Consider the following 19,229-nt stretch of genomic DNA (forward strand, 5'->3'; position numbering starts at 1 on the left):
CCTCCCCACTGAACCCTGCTCCCCCCTCAACCCGATACGCCCCGAACAACCCCTCCCTCACCCTCACTTCGAGGCTGGTCCCGATACGGGCGGGGGAGTCCAGAGGGGGCGGAGCCCCTTTTGGCGGGGGGATTGCCGGGGGGCGGAGCCCCCCGACGCCCGGCCGGCGAGGCCAACGGGGAAAGGGGCGAAGCCCCATTAGGAACAGGAGCGGGCTTCAACCCACAGGAACCACAACAGGGGCACGGGGCGAAGCCCCGAAACAACGAGAGGAGACAGCTATGTCGGATGCCCCCAACGGCTTCTGGGCCCTAGCCCAAGAAGACCCCGAACGCACAGTCCTCACCACCCCCAACGGCACCCAATGGACCGCGTCCCGCCTGCACGCGGAGTGCAACCGCCTCACCCACGGCCTACGAGCAACCGGCATGCGCCCCGGCGACGCCTTCGCCGCGATCCTCCCCAACGGCCCGGAACTGTTCGCGGCGTACCTCGCCGCGACCCAGGCCGGCTTCTACATGGTCCCGGTCAACCACCACCTCGTAGGCCCGGAGATCGCCTGGATCCTCCAGGACTCCGGCGCGAAGGCCCTCCTCGCACACACCCGCTTCGCGGACACGGCGAAAGCCGCGGCGGACGAGGCGGGCGTACCGCCCGAACACCGTTACGCCGTAGGAGAGATCACCGGCTTCAGGCCGTACGAATCCCTCCTGGAAGGCCAGGACACAGCGCCACCCCAGGACCGCACCAGCGGCTGGGTCATGAACTACACGTCCGGCACCACAGGACGCCCCCGCGGCATTCGCCGCCCCCTGTCGGGCAAACCCCCGGAGGAAACGTACCTCGGCGGATTCCTGGCGATCTTCGGAATACGGCCGCACGACAACAACGTGCACCTGGTCTGCTCACCGCTGTACCACACAGCGGTGCTCCAGTTCGCCGCAGCGGCCCTGCACATCGGGCACCGGCTGGTGGTGATGGACAAGTGGACGCCGGAGGAGATGCTGCGGCTGATGGACACGTACGCGTGCACGCACACGCACATGGTGCCCACCCAGTTCCACCGCCTCCTCGCGCTGCCGGAAGAGACGCGGAACGCGTACGACGTCTCGGCGATGCGGCACGCCATCCACGGCGCAGCGCCCTGTCCCGACCATGTGAAGCGGGCGATGATCGACTGGTGGGGCACCTGCGTGGAGGAGTACTACGCCGCGAGCGAGGGCGGCGGCGCCTTCGCGACGGCCGAGGACTGGCTGAAGAAGCCGGGCACGGTCGGAAAGCCCTGGCCCATCAGCGAGTTGGCCGTCTTCGACGACGACGGCAACCGCCTGGGTTCCGGCGAACTCGGCACGGTCTACATGAAGATGAGCACAGGCGGGTTCTCGTACCACAAGGACGAGGGTAAAACGCGCAAGAACCGTATCGGGGACTTCTTCACCGTGGGCGACCTCGGCTATCTGGACGAGGACGGCTACCTCTTCCTCCGCGACCGCAAGATCGACATGATCATCTCGGGCGGGGTGAACATCTACCCGGCCGAGATCGAGTCGGCCCTGCTGACCCACCCGGCCGTCGCCGACGCCGCGGCCTTCGGCATCCCGCACGACGACTGGGGCGAGGAGGTCAAGGCGGTGGTCGAGGCGGCACCGGGCCACGAGGCCGGGCCGGCCCTCGCCGAGGAGATCCTGACGCACTGCGAGGCGCAGCTGGCGGGCTACAAGCGCCCCAAATCGGTGGACTTCATCGCCGAGATGCCCCGCGACCCCAACGGCAAGCTCTACAAGCGCAGGCTGCGCGAACCGTACTGGGAGGGACGCGAAAGGGTGCTCTGACCAGCGCGTAAGCAAACGGTCCGGCCGCGAACGATATGGAAAGGAGACCTGGCGCCCACTTCTCACACGCCCCTGTCGGGTCCATCATGATCGACCGGTAGTTGTATATACCAGCGAGACCTCGGGTGTCACGAGCACTCGGACACGAGTACTCAGGTACCACGGTGCTCAGGCACCACGGTGCTCAGGTACTACGAGCGCTCCGGCACCACGGTGCTCCGGCACCACGGGCGCTCAGTACCACAAGCGCTCAGGCACCACCGAGAACTCGGCCCCACCGAGAACTCGGCCCCACCGAGACCTCTGGTATCCCCAGCACTCGAACACGAGTGACAACTCCGGCATCAGCGACAACGGCGAGAAGAGGACAGACCCATGGCCGGGCTCTGGAGCGGCGAAGGCGTACTGCGCCGCAAACCCATCGAGCAGATCGAGGACGAAGGAAGCGGAGCGGAATCAGGACAGCAGCTCTCCCGCACACTCGGCCTCCGCCATCTGACCGCCATCGGCGTGGGCGGCATCATCGGCGCGGGCGTCTTCAGCCTCGCGGGCACCGTCGCCAACGGCAAGGCCGGCCCCGCCGTACTGATCTCGTTCCTGGTCGCGGGGCTCGCGAGCGCCTGTGCGGCGCTCTCCTACGCCGAGTTCGCCGGCCTCATCCCCAAGGCCGGTTCCGCCTATACCTACGGCTACGCCGTGCTGGGCGAGATCGGCGGTTGGTTCATCGGCTGGGACCTGCTGCTGGAGTACACGGCCATTGTGGCGGTGGTCGCCATCGGCATCTCCGGATACTTCTCGTTCCTGATGAACGAGATGGGCGCCAGCCTGCCGCACTGGATGCTCGGCGCGCCCGGTACGGGCGACGGGCACCGCGTGGACCTGTTCGCCGCGCTGCTCTGCCTGCTGATCGCGTTCGCCCTCACGCGGGGCATCAAGAGCGCCGCGCGCTTCGAACTGGTCGTCGTCGTCCTGAAGGTCGCGGTCGTCCTGCTCGTCATCGTCGTCGGCTTCTTCCACATCAAGACCGGCAACTACAAGCCGTTCTTCCCCTTCGGTCTCTCCGGCGCCTTCACGGGTGCCGCGACCGTCTTCTTCGCCGTCTTCGGCTACGACGCGATGAGTACGGCGGCCGAGGAGTCCAAGGACGCGCAGAAGCACATGCCGAAGGCGATCATCTACTCGCTGGTGATCTCGATGGTGCTGTACGTCCTGGTCTGCCTGGTGCTCACGGGCATGCAGAACTACAAGGAGATCGACCCCGACAGCGGCTTCTCGACCGCCTTCAAGTCCGTCGGCCTCAGCGGCGTCGCCGACATCATCGCCGTGGGCGCCATCATCGGCATCCTCACCGTGATGTTCACCTTCATGATGGGCGTGACCCGCGTCTGGTTCGCCATGAGCCGCGACGGTCTGCTGCCCAAGTGGTTCGCCAAGACCCACCCCGTACGCAAGGTGCCCACCCGCGTCACCTGGATCGTCGGTGGCGGCTCCGCGCTGATCGCGGGCTTCCTGCCCATCGAGGAGGCCGCCGAGATGACCAACATCGGCATCCTGCTCGCCTTTGTGGTGGTCTGTATCGCCGTGATCGTTCTGCGCTACAGGCAGCCCGATCTGCCGCGTAAGTTCAAGGCGCCGGGCATGCCCGTCGTACCGGCGCTCGGCGTGATCTTCTCGCTGTGGCTCACCACCTACCTCGCGTGGCAGACCTGGGTGCGGTTCGCTGTGTGGTTCGCGATCGGCCTCGTCGTCTACTTCGCGTACTCCTACCGCAAGTCCGAGATGGCCAAGCGCCCCGCCACCACGGGCGCGGAGCCCCCTTCCGACACCCAGCCCCCCTCCTTCGGAAAGAAGGACGACTAGCGAGGTACGGTCCCCCGTATGAGCGGAAACGGAACACGAACCGTCCGCACGGGCGGTGTGCGGCTCGTCTACCGCGCCTGGGGCGCGGAGGCGGGCCGTCCCATCGTGCTGCTGCACTGCCTGGGCGAGGACGGCGAGGACTGGCGCGGCCCTCTCATCTCCCAACTCGGCGCCGACCACCCCCTCTACGCGCTGGATCTGCGCGGTCACGGCGAGAGCGACTGGCCAGGCGCCTATGCCATGGACGACTACAGAAACGACCTGCTCGGCTTCCTGGACGCGCTCGGGCTCGACTCCGTGATCCTGGTCGGCCACTCCTTCGGGTCCGTTGTGGCCTACCTCTTCGCGCAGGAACACCCCGAGCGGGTGGACCGGCTCGTGCTGGAGGAGACGGGTGCCATGCGCCCGCTCGATCCCCCGCAGGAGGTCAGCGCCGAACCCCCGCCGGACGCACCGCCGTTCGACTGGGAGGTCAAGGTCCAGTGGACCCGCCAGCGCAACGAACCCGACCCGCGCTGGTGGGACCGCCTCTCCGCGATCTCGGCGCCCACGCTCCTGATCGGCGGCGGCGCGTCCAGCCATCTCCCCCAGGAAGACCTGGCCCTCATGGCCGACCGCATCCCCAACGCCCGCCACATCACCATCGACGGCGCCGGCCACCTGGTCCACGAGTCCCGCCCCCTCGAATTCACCACAGCGGTCCTCACCTTCCTCACGGAGTAAGCAACGGGGTGCCCCTCCACCTTGCGGGGCACCGTGTGCTCGCTCGGCCCGTGAGGAGGGGGCGGCCCCCTCTCCTTCCGCCGCAACGGCGCCCAGCCGAAACCCTCGTATCCGGCGGTGCCGAACCGCAGCCAGCCACCTGGGGACGGCTCGGCACCGCCGTACACCACCGTGCTGGTTGCGCGCCGTCGCGGCGGAAAGAGGGCACCCCACCAAACCGGAAAGAAGGGGAAACCCCTCAGCCCCGACCGGGAAGCAAAGGGAACAAGGGAAGCAAGGGGTCACTCCCACACGTGAGGCCATGCGCGGGAGCGCAGCAACGCTTCGGTGCCCCCGTCCGCCGTCATCACGGCGCCCACGCAGAAGGACGCGGCGGGCGACAGCAGAAAGCGGATGAGGGCCGTGATTTCCGCTGGCCGCCCGCCCCGCCCGGCGGGGACCGGGTAATGGGCCATCCCGTCGGCCGTGAGCGGGTCGACGCGCCCCGCCGCGGTCATGGGCGTGTCGATGAGACCGGGTGCCACGGCGTTGAGCCGTATCCCGGAGCCGATCCACCCGTCGGTGACGGCGCGCTCGCGGGCGTACCACGCGAGGGCCGCCTTGGTGGCGGGGTAACTGGCCACGCACCCGTGGCCGTCCGCGAGCGCGCACGCCGCGGGCTCGTCGTCCGCGAGGCACGCCTCGGCCAGCTCGACGGACCAACCGGGCTGGCAGGTGGCGGAGTTGGAGGAGACGAGCACGGCGGCCGGGCCGGCGGGGGAGCGGGCGAGGAGGGGGCGTATCCCCTCCAGCAGCCGCACGGCGCCGAAGTAGTTGACGGACACCAGCAGCGACCCCGCGCGCCCGGTGGCGGCGGCCAGTCCGGCGAGAGGTACGAAGCCGTCGACGACGCCGCCGGACTTCTCGGTGATCGCGGAGAGCGCCGCCGCGCGCCCGTCCGCCGTGGCGAGGTCCGCCTCGATGTCCGCGCCCGCGAGGTCGATCCCGAGGACGCGGTGCCCCTCGGCGCGCAGCTTTCCGGCGAGCGCGGCCCCCATTCCTGATGCGGCACCGGTGATGACGTAGGTCGACGGATGCCGCATACGTGCGCTCCCTCCGGGAGGTCAGGCGATCGGGTCCACGACCACACAGCGGCTTCTGCTGTAGATCGTCGGCATGCACTTGTTGCAATGTATGCATGCGGAGCGGGCCTCGGCGCCTGGTGATTCCGCCTGGTGGGACGCGAGTTGGGCGTCCCGCATCCGGGAGACGAGTGCCGGTTCCATCAGCAGGGCCCGGCCCATGGCGGCGAACTCGAAGCCCTCGTCCATCGCGGTGCCGAGAGCGGCGTTGCCCGTGATGCCGCCGAGCAGGATCAGCGGCATGTCGAGGGCCGCACGGAAGCGCCGTGCCTGCGGCAGCAGGTAGCAGTCCTCGTACGGGTAGGTACGCAGGAAGAGCCGTCCGAACACGCGGATGCCCAGCCGCAGCGGCTGGGGAAACGCGGTGGCGAACTCCCGTACGGGCGCGTCGCCGTGGAAGAGGTACATGGGGTTGGCGAGCGAGCTGCCGGCCGTCAGTTCCAGGGCGTCCAGGTGGCCGTCGTCCTGGAGCATGCGGGCCACGCGTACCGATTCCTCGACGGAGAAGCCGCCCCGTACGCCGTCCTCCATGTTGAGCTTAGCGGTCACGGCGATCCGCCGCCCGACCCGCTCGCGGACCGTACGCGCGACGAGCCGCGCGAGGCGGGCACGGTTCTCCAGGGTGCCGCCCCACTCGTCCTGGCGTCTGTTGCTTTTGGGGCTGAGGAACGAGCTGACGAAGTAGCCGTGGCCGAAGTGGCATTCGACGGCGTCGAAGCCCGCCTCGGCCGCCATCTCGGCGGCGTCCGCGTGCCCCGTCACGATGCGTGCGATGTCGGCTTCGGTGGCGGCGCGCGCGGCGAGCCCGGTCAGCGGGCTGCGGCGGCGCGAGGCGGCGACGGCCTCGGCGCGGTTGGACCTGGCGTCGGCCACGGGCCCCGCGTGGCCGATCTGCGCGGAGGCGGCGGCGCCCTCCTCGTGCACGGCTGCGGCGAGGCGCCGCAGCCCCGGCAGCGCCTCGGGCCGCATATGGATCTGCCGCCGCTCGGTGCGTCCCTCGGGTGCGACGGCGCAGTAGGCGACGGTGGTCAGCGCCACGCCGCCGGCCGCCACCTCCCGGTGGAAGGCGACCAGTTCGTCGCTGACGAGCGCTTCGGGTGTACGTCCCTCGAAGGTGGCGGCCTTCACGATCCGGTTGCGCAGCGTCAGCGGCCCGAGGCGCGCGGGCGCGAACGCGTCGCGCGGTGCCGGCCGTCCGGGAGGTGGCGCCGAGGTCGGCTCAGGCATCGCGCGCTGCCTTCAGCGCGGTCTCCTTGGCCCACCTGTAGTCCGCCTTGCCGCTGGGCGAGCGCTGGATACGGTCGCTGATCACGACCGTACGGGGGACCTTGTACCCGGCGAGCCGGGTACGGGTGTGTGCCTGTACGGCGTCCTGGGTGAGCGGCTCCGCGCCCTCCCTGAGCTGGACGACGGCGGCCACCCTGTTGCCCCAGCGCGCGTCCGGTATGCCGGCGACCAGCGCGTCGTAGATGTCGGGGTGCGACTTGAGCGCCTCCTCGACCTCTTCCGGGTACACCTTCTCGCCACCGGTGTTGATGCACTGCGAGCCGCGGCCGAGGACGGTGACCACGCCGTCGTCGTCGACGGTCGCCATGTCGCCGAGCAGCACCCAGCGCGCGCCGTCCGCCTCGAAGAACGTCTCGGCGCTCTTGGCGGGGTCGTTGTAGTAGCCCAGGGGCACATGGCCGCGCAGCGCGATCCTGCCGACCTCGCCGGGCGGGACGGGGCGGTGTGTGGCGGGGTCGACCACGGCAGTGCCGTCGTTGACGGTGATACGGAAGCCCTTGCCCGGGCCCGAGTCGGCCGTCGCCGTTCCGTTGAAGCCGGACTCGGAGGAGCCGAAGTTGTTGATGAGCAGGGTGTGCGGGACCAGTGCGGAGAACTGTTCGCGCACCGTCTCCGAGAGGATCGCGCCCGAGCTGGAGACCGCCAGCAGCGAGGAGCAGTCGGTGCCCTTGAGCGGGCCCGACAGCGCGTCCACCAGGGGGCGGAGCATGGCGTCGCCGACGAGCGAGACCGCCGTCACCTTCTCGCGCTCGACGGTGCGCAGCACCTCCTCGGGGACGAACTTGCGGTGGATGACGACCTTCTGCGCGTAGTTGAGGCCGATGAAGAGGGTGAGCGTCGAGGTGCCGTGCATCAGCGGGGGAGTGGGGAAGAAGACCAGTCCTTCGCCTCCGGCAGCCGCCCGTTCGGCCAGTTCCTCCGGGCGCGAGACGGACTCTCCCGTGGGGGCCCCGCCACCGAGTCCGGAGAAGAACAGGTCCTCGGCCCGCCACATCACGCCCTTGGGCATGCCGGTCGTGCCGCCGGTGTAGATGATGAACAGGTCGTCGGCCGAGCGCGGGCCGAATCCCCGCTCGGGCGATCCCGCGCGCTCGGCCGCCGCGAAGTCCACGGGTGCCACACCGGGCTCCGGCGCGTCCCCCGGCGCCGCTCCCACCCGTACGAGATGGCGCAGCTTGCCGGTGTGCGGCAGCGCGGAGGCGACACGTTCGGTGAACTCGCCGTCGAACACGAGCGCCGCGAGGTCGGCGTCCTTGTAGAGGTACACCAACTCGTCCGCCACGTAACGGTAGTTGACGTTGACAGGCACCGCGCGGATCTTCAGGCAGGCCAGCAGCGTCTGTACGTACTCGACGCCGTTGTACAGGTGGAGCCCCACGTGTTCGCCCGGCGTGATGCCGCTGTCGGCGAAGTGGTGCGCGAGGCGGTTCGCGGCGCGGTCCAGCTCCCCGTACGTCAGCCTGCGTTCCTCACCCGTGCCCGGGTGATCCACGTGCACCAGTGCCTCGCGGTCGGGGACGGTATCGGCGATGGACTCGAACAGGTCGGCAAGGTTGTACTCCACGGCGCGTTCCTCCAGACCCTGACAGGCGTAGGTGCGTGTGTAGGTGGCTGTCGGCTGTGCTGGTTGGGGTGCGGTCATCAGAGCACCGGCGCGCGGAGACGGGAAGGGTCGCGGCACAACTAATCTGACTGGGCGTCAGCAAACTCTTGAACTCGCCGCACGGCTACTGCAACCTGTTCCAGGTCTGGGTCCGCAAAGGCGGAGAGACGGGAGGACACAGCTATGGGCGGCACAGAGCATCTGTCCCTGGAGCGCGTGGGTGCCACCCTCGTGCTCACCCTCAACCGTCCGGAGGCCAAGAACGCGCTGTCACTGCCCATGCTCGTCGGCCTCTACGACGGCTGGCTGGAGGCCGACGAGGACGACACCGTGCGCTCCGTCGTGCTCACCGGGTCGGGCGGTACGTTCTGCGCCGGAATGGACCTCAAGGCCCTGGCCGACGGCGGCGCGATGGCGGGCGACCACTACAGAGAACGCATGCGGGCCGACCCCGACCTGCACTGGAAGGCGATGCTGCGCCACCACAGGCCGCGTAAACCCGTCATCGCCGCCGTCGAGGGCCACTGTGTGGCGGGCGGTACGGAAATGCTCCAGGGTACGGACATCCGCGTCGCGGGCGAGAGCGCCGTCTTCGGCCTCTACGAGGTGCGCAGGGGACTGTTCCCCATCGGCGGCTCCACCGTCCGCCTGCCGCGCCAGATCCCCCGCACGCACGCGCTGGAGATGCTGCTCTCCGGGCGGCCCTACCCCGCGGACGAGGCGGCCCGTATCGGGCTGATCGGGCACGTCGTCCCGGACGGCAGCGCGCTGGACAAGGCGCTGGAGATCGCCGAACGCGTCAACGCGTGCGGGCCGCTGGCCGTGGAGGCGGTCAAGGCGTCCGTCTACGACACGGCGGAACTGTGCGAGACCGACGGACTCGCTCTCGAACTGGAGCGTGGCTGGCCCGTGTTCGGCACGGCCGACGCGAAGGAAGGCTCGCGCGCGTTCGCGGAGAAGCGCGAGCCCCGCTTCCGGCGCGCATGAGCGCCCCGGCGGACTGCCGCCTCGCGGTGGTGCCCCGTGGCCCGCCGTGGGCGGCCCGTGGTGCCCCAGCCCGTGCGACGCCTGCCCGTAGACCAGGGCCTGCCTGTGAGATCAAGGAGAGCCAACGATGAACCCGGCACCCGCACAAGAAGCGCTCCACGCACCCCTCGTGGTCGAGTTCCCCTTCACCCGCTCCCTGGGACCCGTCCAGTCCGCCTTCCTCACCGGGCTGCGGGAGCGCACGGTGCTCGGCGTCAGAGCCGGTGACGGCCGTGTCCTCGTGCCGCCGGCCGAGTACGACCCTGTGACGGCCGAGGAGATCCGCGACCTGGCCGAGGTCGGCCAGACCGGCACCGTCACCACCTGGAGCTGGAACCCCGCACCGCGCAGGGGCCAGCCCCTCGCACGCCCCTTCGCGTGGGTGCTGGTCCGCCTCGACGGCGCCGACAGCGCGCTCCTGCACGCGCTGGACGCACCGGGCCCCGACGCCGTACGGACGGGCATGCGCGTGCGCATCCGCTGGGCGGCGGAGCGCAAGGGGGAGATCACCGACATCGCGTGCTTCGAACCGCACGAAGGGCCGGAGGGAGGGGCGGAAGCAGGGGCTGACGGGCCGGGCGAGCGTGCCCAACCACGCGCCCACGACGGGCAGTTCCCGGGCGAGGCCGTCACCGGCATCACCGCACCCGCACGCCTCGACTACGTCTACACACCGGGCCGCGCCCAGACCCGCTACCTCAACGCGCTCGCAGGCCACCACACACTCGGCGAGCGCTGCCCCGAGTGCCGCAAGGTGTACGTGCCGCCGCGCGGCGCCTGCCCCACCTGCGGAGTGGCAACCGACGAGCAGGTGGAGGTCGGCCCCTCTGGCACGGTCACCAGCTTCTGCATCGTCAACATCAAAGCCAAGAATCTGGACATCGAAGTCCCTTACGTCTATGGCCACATCGCCCTCGACGGCGCCGGACTGGCCCTGCACGGACGGATCGCCGGCCTCCCCTACGACCAGGTGCGCATGGGGCTGCGCGTCGAGCCCGTGTGGGCGGAGGGCGGGCGCTATCCGGACCACTACCGCCCCACGGGAGAGCCGGACGCCGACTACGACACGTACAAGGAGCTGCTGTGATGACGAGCCCGAGGGAAGTCGCCGTCGTCGCCTTCGCGCAGACGGACCACGTACGGGCAACCGACGGGCTGTCCGAGGTCGAGATGCTGCTGCCGGTGCTGCGTGACGTGCTGGGGCAGACGGGAATGGCGGCGGGCGAGATCGACTTCACCTGCTCAGGGTCCTCCGACTACCTCGCGGGCCGCGCCTTCTCCTTCACGATGGCCCTGGACGGGGTCGGCGCCTGGCCGCCGATCTCCGAGTCCCATGTGGAGATGGACGGAGCCTGGGCGCTCTACGAGGCATGGGTGAAGATCCTCACGGGCGAGGCCGAGACCGCGCTCGTCTACTCCTTCGGCAAGTCCTCGGCCGGCGATCTGCCCGAGGTGCTCACCCGCCAGCTCGACCCGTACTACGTCGCACCCCTGTGGCCCGACTCCGTCTCGCTCGCCGCGCTCCAGGCCCGCGCCCTCATCGACGCCGGGGACACCGACGAGCGCGCGCTGGCCGGAATCGCGGCCCGCAGCAGGGAGTCGGCCCGGGACAACTCCCATGCACAGCTGCGCGGTTCGGAACCCGTCGACACCCTCCTGCGCGGCGACCACCTGGCCCAGCCCCTGCACACCCACGACGTGGCACCTGTCACCGACGGCGCAGCCGCCGTCGTGCTCGCGGCGGGGGACACCGCACGGCGGCTGAGCGACAACCCCGCCTGGATACGGGGGATGGACCACCGGATCGAGGCGCACAGCCTCGGCGTACGCGACCTCACCGACTCGCCCTCCACCCGCCTGGCCGCCGAGCGCGCCGGGCTCTTCGACGAGGCGGCGGGCCCGCCCGACACCGCCGAGCTGCACGCGCCCTTCACCTCCCAGGAGGTCGTGCTCCGCAAGGCGCTGCGGCTCGGCGACGGCGATCACACAGCCGTCAATCCCTCGGGCGGCGCGCTGGCCGCCAACCCCGTGATGGCGGCGGGCCTGATCAGGATCGGCGAGGCAGCGGCACGCATCAGCGCCGGCGCCTCCCGCCGCGCCGTCGCGCACGCCACCTCCGGCCCCTGCCTCCAGCAGAACCTCGTGGCCGTGCTCGAAGCGACCCCCGCCGGGGCGGCGACAGGAACAGCGGCAGGAACAGCGGCAGCGGCCGACGGATCCGAAGGAGACCCCGAGTGAACGGCACCGTGAGCAAGGAACCCGTCGCCGTCGTCGGCATCGGCCAGACCCGGCACGTCGCGGCACGCAGGGACGTGTCCATCGCGGGACTCGTACGCGAGGCCGCCGTACGGGCCCTGGAGGACGCCGGACTGACCTGGGCCGACATCGACGCCGTCGTCATCGGCAAGGCGCCCGACTTCTTCGAGGGCGTGATGATGCCGGAGCTGTACCTGGCCGACGCGCTCGGCGCCGTGGGCAAGCCCATGCTGCGCGTCCACACGGCGGGCTCCGTCGGCGGCTCCACCGCGCTGGTCGCCTCCAACCTGGTCTCGGCCCGCGTCCACCGCACCGTGCTCACCCTGGCGTTCGAGAAGCAGTCCGAGTCCAACGCCATGTGGGGCCTCTCGCTGCCGGTGCCGTTCCAGCAGCCGCTGCTCGCTGGCGCGGGCGGGTTCTTCGCGCCGCACGTACGCGCCTACATGCACCGCACAGCGGCGCCCGACCACATCGGCTCGCTCGTCGCCTTCAAGGACCGCCGCAACGCGCTGAAGAACCCGTACGCGCACCTGCACGAGGAGGACATCACCCTGGAGAAGGTGCGTGCCTCGCCGATGCTGTGGGACCCCATCCGCTACTCCGAGACCTGCCCCTCGTCCGACGGCGCCTGCGCCATGGTGCTCACCGACAGGGAGGGCGCAGGCCGCGCGCCGCACCCGCCCGCCTGGGTGCACGGCGGCGCCATGCGCAGCGAGCCCACCCTCTTCGCGGGCAAGGACGCGGTCTCGCCCCGTGCGGGCAGCGACTGCGCGGCCGACGTGTACCGGCAGGCGGGCATCACGGACCCGCGCCGGGAGATCGACGCGGTCGAGATGTATGTCCCCTTCTCCTGGTACGAGCCGATGTGGCTGGAGAACCTCGGCTTCGCCGAGGAGGGCGAGGGCTGGAAGCTCACCGAGTCAGGAGCGACCGAACTGGACGGCGACCTGCCGGTCAACCCCTCGGGCGGCGTGCTGTCCACCAACCCCATCGGCGCCTCCGGCATGCTCCGCTTCGCCGAGGCCGCGCTCCAGGTCAGGGGGCAGGCGGGCGACCACCAGGTGGAAGGGGCCCGCAAGGCGCTCGGGCACGCCTACGGAGGCGGCTCGCAGTTCTTCTCCATGTGGCTCGTCGGCGCCGAACCCCCCGCCTCGTGACCCACTCGCTCCGCTGCGGGGCCCACCGCGTGCGAACCGGCGTGCGGCGGGCCCCCGTTACCGGCCGGCCCGTTCCCTGCTTCCCCGTACCGAGCCCTGTCCGCACGCACGTACCCGTGGTTAGGGTGGCGCCGGGACGACGACCGGGAGGAGCACAGGCGTGGCCAACAGCATCACCGAGCAGCCGGAACTCGATCTGAGCCGGGCGCAGTGGCAGTCGGGCAGCCGGGGTACGGGCGATGTCGAGATCGCCTTCGTCGAGGGGTTCATCGCGATGCGGCACGCACGCAAACCGGAGGGCCCCGCACTGATCTTCAACCCGCAGGAGTGGCGTGCCTTCGTACGCGGCGCGCGCGAGGGCGACTTCGACCTCACGTGAGCAGCAGCCGTGCGACGCCCGACAGTGCGCCCTCGTGCACCAGGACGAGCCGCTGGGTGACCCGGGTGGCCGCGACATAGAGGTCGTGCCCTCCCCGCGGCCCACGCGAGGCGAGCCCCACCGGGTCGGCGACCACCACCCGGTCGAACTCCAGCCCTTTCGCCTGCGCCACCGTCAGCACCGCCACGGGGGCTTCCAGCACCGCGGCGCCACCGCCGCGCACCGCCCGTACGTCCTCGGGCAGCGCGGCGGCCAGCGGGCCGGTCAGTTCGCCGGGCGCGATCAGCGCGAGCCGCCCGCCGCCCCCGGCACGCAGCTCCGCCAGCTCCCTGCCGACCGTGGCCGCGACCTCGCGTGCGAGCGTGCCGGGCGCCGCACGCACCGAAAGCGGAGGCCCGCCGCCCTCGCGCACCGACTCGGGCGGCTCCAGCCCCGGCGCCACCCGCGCGAGCAGCCGCGCGGCGGGCTCCATCACCTCTGCCGGAGTGCGGTAGTTGACGGTCAGCCGCTCCTCACGCCAGCGCTCGCCCACATAGGGGCCGAGCATGTCCTGCCACGCGCGCGCACCGGCCGCGCTGCCCGTCTGCGCCACATCCCCGACGACCGTCATCGAACGCCCGGGCACCCGCCGCATCACCGTCCGCCAGTCCATCGCTGACAACTCCTGCGCCTCGTCCACGATCACATGCCCGTACACCCAGGTACGGTCGGCCGCCGCCCTGTCGGCCGTGGTGCGTACGGGGCCCGTGTCGCGATGCCGGTCGACGAACTCCCCCACGTCCACAAGGCCCGTGCCGTCCAGACCGGTGAGCTGGAGCACCTCCCGCGCGTACGTCTCCTCCTCGCGCCGCTCCGCCGCCTCGGCGCGCAGCCGGGCACGTTCGCGCGAGTCGTCGGTACCGAGCAGTTCGGCCGCCTCGTCCAGCAGCGGCACATCCCCGACGGTCCACGCCGCGCCCTGCGAGCGCCACAGCGCGGAGCGTTCGCGCGCGTCCAGGAGGTTTCCGGCCGCCTCCTCCAGCGCCGCCTTGTCCGAGAGCAGCGAGCCGACCAGTTCACCGGGCTCCAGCGGAGGCCACAGCGTGTCCAGCGCCCGCCGCACGCTGCGCTGCCGCCACAACTCGCCTGGCCCGTGCCGCACTTCCTCCTCGTCCAGCGGCCGGTCGGCCGCCTCGGCCCGCACCCGCACCAGCGCGTCCAGCAGATCCGTGACCAGCCGCTTGCGCGCGACGTTGTGCGGCACCCCCAGGCCACGCGCACGCTGGCGTGCCCGCACGCATTCCTCGTAGGGCAGCGTCAGCGTCTCCGTCGTGCCCGGGCGCGTGCCCTCCACGACAACGGGCAGCCCGCCGGGCCCGGGAACCCGCTGCCGCGCCGCGACGGCGCGCGCGAGCACCCCGGTCATCCGCAGGTCGCCCTTGACCACGGCCGCCTCGGGGCCGTCCTCGGCCTCCGCGCTCACCCCGGGGAAGAGCCCGCCGAGCGTGGTGAGCACCACGTCCGTCTCGCCGAGCGAGGGCAGCACCTCGCCGATGTAGCGCAGGAAGACCGCGTTCGGCCCGATGACCAGGACGCCTCTGCGTGCGAGCGTGCGCCGGTGGGTGTAGAGGAGATACGCGGCACGGTGCAGCGCCGCCACGGTCTTGCCCGTACCTGGCCCGCCCTGCACGACGAGCACCCCGGGCAGCCCCGAGCGGATCACGCGGTCCTGTTCGCCCTGGATGGTGGAGACGACGTCCGACATCCTCCCGGTACGGCCCCGCCGCAGCGACGCGAGCAGCGCCGCCTCGCCCACCAGCTCCCGGCGCTCCCGCTCGGGCATACCCTCCAGGTCGAAGACCTCGTCGTCGAGCCCCGTCACCCGGCGCCCCGAGGTGTGCAGATGGCGGCGGCGCAGCACGTCGCCGGGGGCGCTGGGAGACGCGGCGTAGAACGGCCGCGCCGCGGGCGCACGCCAGTCGACGAGCAGCGACTCCTGCGCTGCGTCACGGAGCCCGATCCGGCCGATGTAGTGCGTAGGGCCCCCGCCCGCGCCCCCGGCACCGGCTCCGCCCCCGTCCCCGCCCGCGGTCCCGTTCCCTGTGGGGCCCGCGCTCCCGTCTCCCGACAGGTCGATCCGGCCGAAACACAGGCCGCTGTCCACGGAGTTGAGCTGCCCCAGCCGCCGTGCGTACTCGCCGGCTCCCGCCTCCCGCTCAGCGAGTGCCTGCGGATTGCCGCCGTCGGCGCCGTGCAGGTTGACGTCGGCGAGGAGCTTTTCCGTCTGCTGACGCTCGTCGTCGAGCCGTGCGTAGAGCACGTCGACGTACCGCTGCTCGGCGTCGACCGCCCTGCTCAGAGCGGTGGCCTCGGGCGCTTCTCCGGATTCTTCTTGACGGCGTTCCATGCGACTGATAAACTCCCCAACGGATAGTTTATGCGGTGAAGTTGGTCCCGCCATAAACCCGTGAGCGTACCACGCTCCCCGTCGGAGCGGGCTCCCTTCCGCCGGCTTCCCCGAGTTCCTCAGCACCCGGCCCCCGTGTGCAGCTGCGCGATCCGCGCGGTGCACAGAGGTGCGGCGCCGGCGCACAGGTGCCCCCGCGTGCGCGTGTCGTGAGGGAACTGCGGGGGAGTCGGCACCGATGTCTCCGCACCGCACAACGGCAAGTCCCCACCGGCGTACGCTCGGCGACACCTGCCGGAGGAGTATGGACGGGTAAGGACGAGGATGGCGCTGAACGCGGGCCGCCCGGCGCCCGAGGGCCGGACACTGCTGGAGCGGGAAGCCGAACTGTCCGCCGTTGAGCGGCGGTTGGCCCTCCTGTGCGGCGACAGGGACGGTGCGGACCACGGGGGCGCCCTGACCGGCGGAGTCCTCACGTTCGCCGGACCGGCGGGATCGGGCAAGACCGCGCTGCTGGCCGAGGCCGGGGCGCGCGCCGCCGCACGCGGCTGCACCGTGCTGCGCGCGTGCGGCGGTGAACAGGAACAGGAATCCGCCTTCCACGTGGTGCGCCAGCTCGTACGGCCCCTGCTCGCCACGGCCGGTGAGGGCGGACACCGCGCACTCCTCGGCGCCTGGTACGACCTCCTCGCGCCCGCCGTCGGACTCACGGCGCTGTCCGACGACGGCAGGACCCCCGATCCACAGGGCGTGCGCGACGGACTCGACCGGCTCCTCGCCCGCTTCGCCGTACCGCACGCACCCCTCGTCCTCCTCGTGGACGACGCGCACTGGACCGACCCCGCTTCGCTGGCCTGGCTGACCGGTTGCGCGGCGCTCACGGACGCGCTCCCCCTGCTGCTGCTCACCGGATACAGCCCTGGCGAACTGCCCGTCGGCGCCGCCGGCTTCCGCCGCTTCACCGAACACGGCGGACAACGGCCCCACACCCTCGCGCCGTTGAGCACACACGCCGTCACGGACCTCGTCGGGCGGCGCCTCGGCGACCACCCGGACGCCGCCTTCTGCCGGGAGTGCCAGGCCGTCACCGGAGGCAGCCCCTTCGAGGTCACCGAGTTGGTCGCGCTCGCGTACGACGGCGGCCTCAAGCCGCAGCAGGACAATGTGCCGCGGATCAGCGAACTCGCCCGGGCGGTCAAGGGCGACGGCTTCATCGACCGCCTCCAGCGCCTCGGCCTCCCCTGCGTACGGCTGAGCTGGGCCGTCGCCGTACTCGGTACGGGCGCCACGCTGCGCCTCGCCGCGAGCGTCGCCGCCCTGGGCATCGACGAGGCGCGGCACGCCGCCGGCACGCTGCGTGCCGCACGCGTGCTGCGCCCTCAAATGACGGGCGCGGAAACGGAGTTCGGGACCGGAACCGACCGGATCCACGGCACGGAGCACGGTCAGGGGCCCGGCGCCGGGTACGGCTACGGGCACCCGGAGGCGGGCGAACCGCTGGAGTTCAGCCACCCGTTGCTCGCCGCCACCGTCTACCGCGCGATCCCGGACAGCCTGCGTACCGCGCTGCACGGCCAGGCGGCGGCCTCCGTCGTCGCCGCAGGAAGGGGCGTCACGGCGTCGGCCCGTCATCTGCTGGAGATCCACCCCGACGGCGACCCCGCCGTGGTCGAGGAGCTGCGCCAGGCTGCCCGCGCCCACCTCAGCGCCGGTGCGCCCGAAGCGGCGCACCGCTGCCTGGGCCGCGCCCTGCGGGAACCGCCCCCGCTGCGCGACCGCCCCAGAGTGCTCTACGAACTGGGCTGCTCCGCCCTTCCCCACGCCCCGGCAGCGACCGTCAACCATCTGCGCGCCGCGCTCGAAGAGCCGGAGCTGGACTCCGGGTTGCGCGCCCTCGTCGTCCACCGCCTCGCCCAGGCACTCGGCCGTACCGAGCGCATGGGCGAGGCGGTCCGTACGGCCGGGCAGGAGGCGCTGCGCGCGACCGACACCGGCACCCGGCTGCGAATGCGGGCAGAGCAGTTCCTGTGGAGCACCTTCCACGGCGGCTCCCACGATGACGGCGTCAGTGACGGCGGCTGCGGCTGCGACCGCGACGGGGTCGGTGACAGCGAGGGCCAGAACGGCGGGGACCGCGAGCACGGGCCCGGCCGTTCGCGCGGGCTCGACGGCCTCTCCGGCCTCTCCGGCATCCCCGGGCTCTCCGGCCTCGCTGCCGAGGTGCTCGCCGCCGCCCCCGCGGAGCGCGGCATGGCGGGCCGGTACCTGCTCGGGCTGCGTGGCTGGGACGCCGTGGTGCGCGGTGAGCCGGCGGCCACCGCACTGGTCCACGCCGAAGAGGCGCTGGGCGACGGGCTGTCCTGGACCGACGAGGAGTGGGGTTTCGAGGTCCCCGTCCTCGTCGCGCTCACCTTCCTGTACTGCGACCGGCCTGGCAGGGCCGAGGAACTGTTCCGGCTCGGCATCGCCGAGTGCGAGCGCGCGGGGCTGCGCGGCAGCCACCTCGCCTCCGGCCTCGCCCTCCTCGGCCTCGTACGCCATCGCAGGGGCCGGCTCGCCGACGCCGAGGAACTGGTGCGTACGGGGCTAAGGATCGCCGGGCGCACCGGCAGCGAGATCCCGCCACAGTGGTGCGCGCCGGGCATCCTCATCGAGATCCTGCTCGCCAGGGGAGAGGTGGACGAGGCATGGCGCACCGCCGAGCGTCACGCGTACGGCGAGGCCACGCGCGACGTCGTCGTCCACCCCGACCCCTCGACGGTGTACGCGGGGCTGCTCCTCTCACGCGGGCACCGCGAGGAGGCCGGGGCGAAGCTCATGGCCGCCGGGCAGTGGCTGGAACCACGCGGCATGCGCAATCCCGCCTGGTGCCCATGGCAGCTCAGGCTCGCCGAGGCCCTCGCCACGACGGAGCACGCGCGCGCTGTCCGTACGGCGGACGAGGCCGTCGAGCGCGCACGGCGCTTCGGCGCCCCCTCAGCGCTCGGCCAGGCCCTGCACGCCAGTGCCCTGCTGCGCACCGGTCCAGCGCGCCTCGAACTGCTCCGCGCGGCCGTCGGCCACCTGGAACGCGCACCCGCGGCCCGCGAACTGGCCGCGGCCCTCGTCGCTCTCGGGGCCGCCCTGCGCGAGGCGGGTCTCGCCGGCGAAGCCGCCGGCAACCTGCACCGGGGCCTGGAAGGCGCCGTACGGTGCGGCGCCACCCCGCTCGCCGCCCGCGCACGTGACGAACTCGCGGCGGCGGGCCTCCCACAGCGCCCGCCGGCCGGCGGCAGCGACGGCGGCGAGGACAGCGGCCGTGACGACAGCGCCAGCGGTGAGAACGACCGCGGGTGCGACGAGAGCGCCAGCGACGACGGCGACACCCTCACGGCCCAGGAGCGCACGGTGGCCGACCTCGCGGGGCGCGGCACCCGTGTGGCGGACATCGCCCGCGAGATGGGCGTACGCGAGGCGGCGATCGGACCGCTGCTCTCGGGGGTCTGCCGCAAGCTCGGTACGGACCTCGCCGGGCTGCACGGCCCGCCGGAGCGCGGGGCCCGGCAGGCGCCGGCGGGGCATGAGCCCGGGGTCGCGGCCCCCGGGGGAGACTGACGCGG

13 protein-coding genes are annotated in these 19,229 nt (G+C 71.9%); 9 read left to right on the forward strand and 4 right to left on the reverse strand.

The window, feature by feature from the left end; translation table 11 throughout:
• The first annotated feature begins 281 nt into the window (after positions 1-281).
• The 3 genes from NMN56_RS35355 to NMN56_RS35365 all read left to right on the forward strand — a co-directional run bounded on the left by NMN56_RS35355 (position 282) and on the right by NMN56_RS35365 (position 4,415).
• Positions 282-1,832 carry an acyl-CoA synthetase gene (locus NMN56_RS35355; RefSeq protein WP_274039304.1) on the forward strand — a complete coding sequence of 517 codons (1,551 nt, stop codon included), beginning with the start codon at positions 282-284 and terminating at the stop codon, positions 1,830-1,832.
• A 375-nt stretch (positions 1,833-2,207) separates the two neighbouring features.
• Positions 2,208-3,692, forward strand: coding sequence for an amino acid permease (locus tag NMN56_RS35360; RefSeq protein WP_274039305.1), 1,485 nt, complete (start codon positions 2,208-2,210; stop codon positions 3,690-3,692).
• 18 nt (positions 3,693-3,710) lie between these two features.
• The gene (locus NMN56_RS35365) at positions 3,711-4,415 is read left to right on the forward strand and encodes an alpha/beta fold hydrolase (protein WP_274039306.1); all 705 of its coding nucleotides are present in this window, start codon (positions 3,711-3,713) and stop codon (positions 4,413-4,415) included.
• A gap of 281 nt (positions 4,416-4,696) precedes the next feature.
• Here the strand turns inward: NMN56_RS35365 and NMN56_RS35370 are convergent, their stop codons facing one another.
• Genes NMN56_RS35370 through NMN56_RS35380 form a run of 3 tightly spaced genes read right to left on the reverse strand, consistent with a single transcriptional unit; the run spans position 4,697 to position 8,387 of the window.
• A complete protein-coding gene (locus NMN56_RS35370) occupies positions 4,697-5,497 on the reverse strand; it encodes an SDR family oxidoreductase (protein ID WP_274039307.1) in 801 nt (266 codons plus the stop codon).
• A 21-nt stretch (positions 5,498-5,518) separates the two neighbouring features.
• Positions 5,519-6,763: an NADH:flavin oxidoreductase gene (locus NMN56_RS35375; RefSeq protein ID WP_274039308.1), complete on the reverse strand. Its 1,245-nt coding sequence runs from the start codon at positions 6,761-6,763 to the stop codon at positions 5,519-5,521.
• Complete coding sequence (locus tag NMN56_RS35380) at positions 6,756-8,387, reverse strand: acyl-CoA synthetase (protein WP_274039380.1); 1,632 nt, start codon at positions 8,385-8,387, stop codon at positions 6,756-6,758. The genes NMN56_RS35375 and NMN56_RS35380 overlap by 8 nt, the downstream gene beginning before the upstream one ends.
• A gap of 222 nt (positions 8,388-8,609) precedes the next feature.
• On the opposite strand from NMN56_RS35380, the gene NMN56_RS35385 reads away from it, so the two are divergent.
• The 5 genes from NMN56_RS35385 to NMN56_RS35405 all read left to right on the forward strand — a co-directional run bounded on the left by NMN56_RS35385 (position 8,610) and on the right by NMN56_RS35405 (position 13,244).
• Positions 8,610-9,413: a crotonase/enoyl-CoA hydratase family protein gene (locus NMN56_RS35385; protein WP_274039309.1), complete on the forward strand. Its 804-nt coding sequence runs from the start codon at positions 8,610-8,612 to the stop codon at positions 9,411-9,413.
• Between the two features lie 127 nt (positions 9,414-9,540).
• On the forward strand, positions 9,541-10,539 hold the full coding sequence (locus NMN56_RS35390) for a Zn-ribbon domain-containing OB-fold protein (protein WP_274039310.1): 999 nt from the start codon (positions 9,541-9,543) through the stop codon (positions 10,537-10,539).
• Positions 10,539-11,690 carry a thiolase domain-containing protein gene (locus NMN56_RS35395; protein WP_274039311.1) on the forward strand — a complete coding sequence of 384 codons (1,152 nt, stop codon included), beginning with the start codon at positions 10,539-10,541 and terminating at the stop codon, positions 11,688-11,690. Before NMN56_RS35390 ends, NMN56_RS35395 begins: the two co-directional genes overlap by 1 nt.
• An 8-nt stretch (positions 11,691-11,698) precedes the next feature.
• On the forward strand, positions 11,699-12,865 hold the full coding sequence (locus tag NMN56_RS35400) for a thiolase domain-containing protein (RefSeq protein ID WP_274039381.1): 1,167 nt from the start codon (positions 11,699-11,701) through the stop codon (positions 12,863-12,865).
• Positions 12,866-13,025: 160 nt separating this feature from the next.
• The gene (locus NMN56_RS35405) at positions 13,026-13,244 is read left to right on the forward strand and encodes a DUF397 domain-containing protein (RefSeq protein WP_274039312.1); all 219 of its coding nucleotides are present in this window, start codon (positions 13,026-13,028) and stop codon (positions 13,242-13,244) included.
• On the opposite strand, the gene NMN56_RS35410 is transcribed toward NMN56_RS35405, so the two are convergent.
• Positions 13,237-15,630: a HelD family protein gene (locus NMN56_RS35410; RefSeq protein ID WP_274039313.1), complete on the reverse strand. Its 2,394-nt coding sequence runs from the start codon at positions 15,628-15,630 to the stop codon at positions 13,237-13,239. The two genes, NMN56_RS35405 and NMN56_RS35410, sit on opposite strands and share 8 nt — an antisense overlap.
• A 324-nt stretch (positions 15,631-15,954) precedes the next feature.
• On the opposite strand from NMN56_RS35410, the gene NMN56_RS35415 reads away from it, so the two are divergent.
• Entirely contained in the window at positions 15,955-19,224 is a 3,270-nt protein-coding gene (locus NMN56_RS35415) for an AAA family ATPase (RefSeq protein WP_274039314.1), read from the forward strand.
• Positions 19,225-19,229 lie beyond the last annotated feature (5 nt).

The sequence above is a fragment of the Streptomyces iconiensis genome (assembly GCF_028657195.3).
GTDB lineage: Bacteria > Actinomycetota > Actinomycetes > Streptomycetales > Streptomycetaceae > Streptomyces > Streptomyces iconiensis.

Coding starts and splice junctions, on each gene's coding strand:
- NMN56_RS35415 (WP_274039314.1), top strand. CDS start 15,955: ATGGCGCTGAACGCGGGCCGCCCGGCGCCCGAGGGCCGGACACTGCTG.
- NMN56_RS35390 (WP_274039310.1), top strand. CDS start 9,541: ATGAACCCGGCACCCGCACAAGAAGCGCTCCACGCACCCCTCGTGGTC.
- NMN56_RS35385 (WP_274039309.1), top strand. CDS start 8,610: ATGGGCGGCACAGAGCATCTGTCCCTGGAGCGCGTGGGTGCCACCCTC.
- NMN56_RS35370 (WP_274039307.1), bottom strand. CDS start 5,497: ATGCGGCATCCGTCGACCTACGTCATCACCGGTGCCGCATCAGGAATG.
- NMN56_RS35410 (WP_274039313.1), bottom strand. CDS start 15,630: ATGGAACGCCGTCAAGAAGAATCCGGAGAAGCGCCCGAGGCCACCGCT.
- NMN56_RS35375 (WP_274039308.1), bottom strand. CDS start 6,763: ATGCCTGAGCCGACCTCGGCGCCACCTCCCGGACGGCCGGCACCGCGC.
- NMN56_RS35360 (WP_274039305.1), top strand. CDS start 2,208: ATGGCCGGGCTCTGGAGCGGCGAAGGCGTACTGCGCCGCAAACCCATC.
- NMN56_RS35365 (WP_274039306.1), top strand. CDS start 3,711: ATGAGCGGAAACGGAACACGAACCGTCCGCACGGGCGGTGTGCGGCTC.
- NMN56_RS35395 (WP_274039311.1), top strand. CDS start 10,539: ATGACGAGCCCGAGGGAAGTCGCCGTCGTCGCCTTCGCGCAGACGGAC.
- NMN56_RS35355 (WP_274039304.1), top strand. CDS start 282: ATGTCGGATGCCCCCAACGGCTTCTGGGCCCTAGCCCAAGAAGACCCC.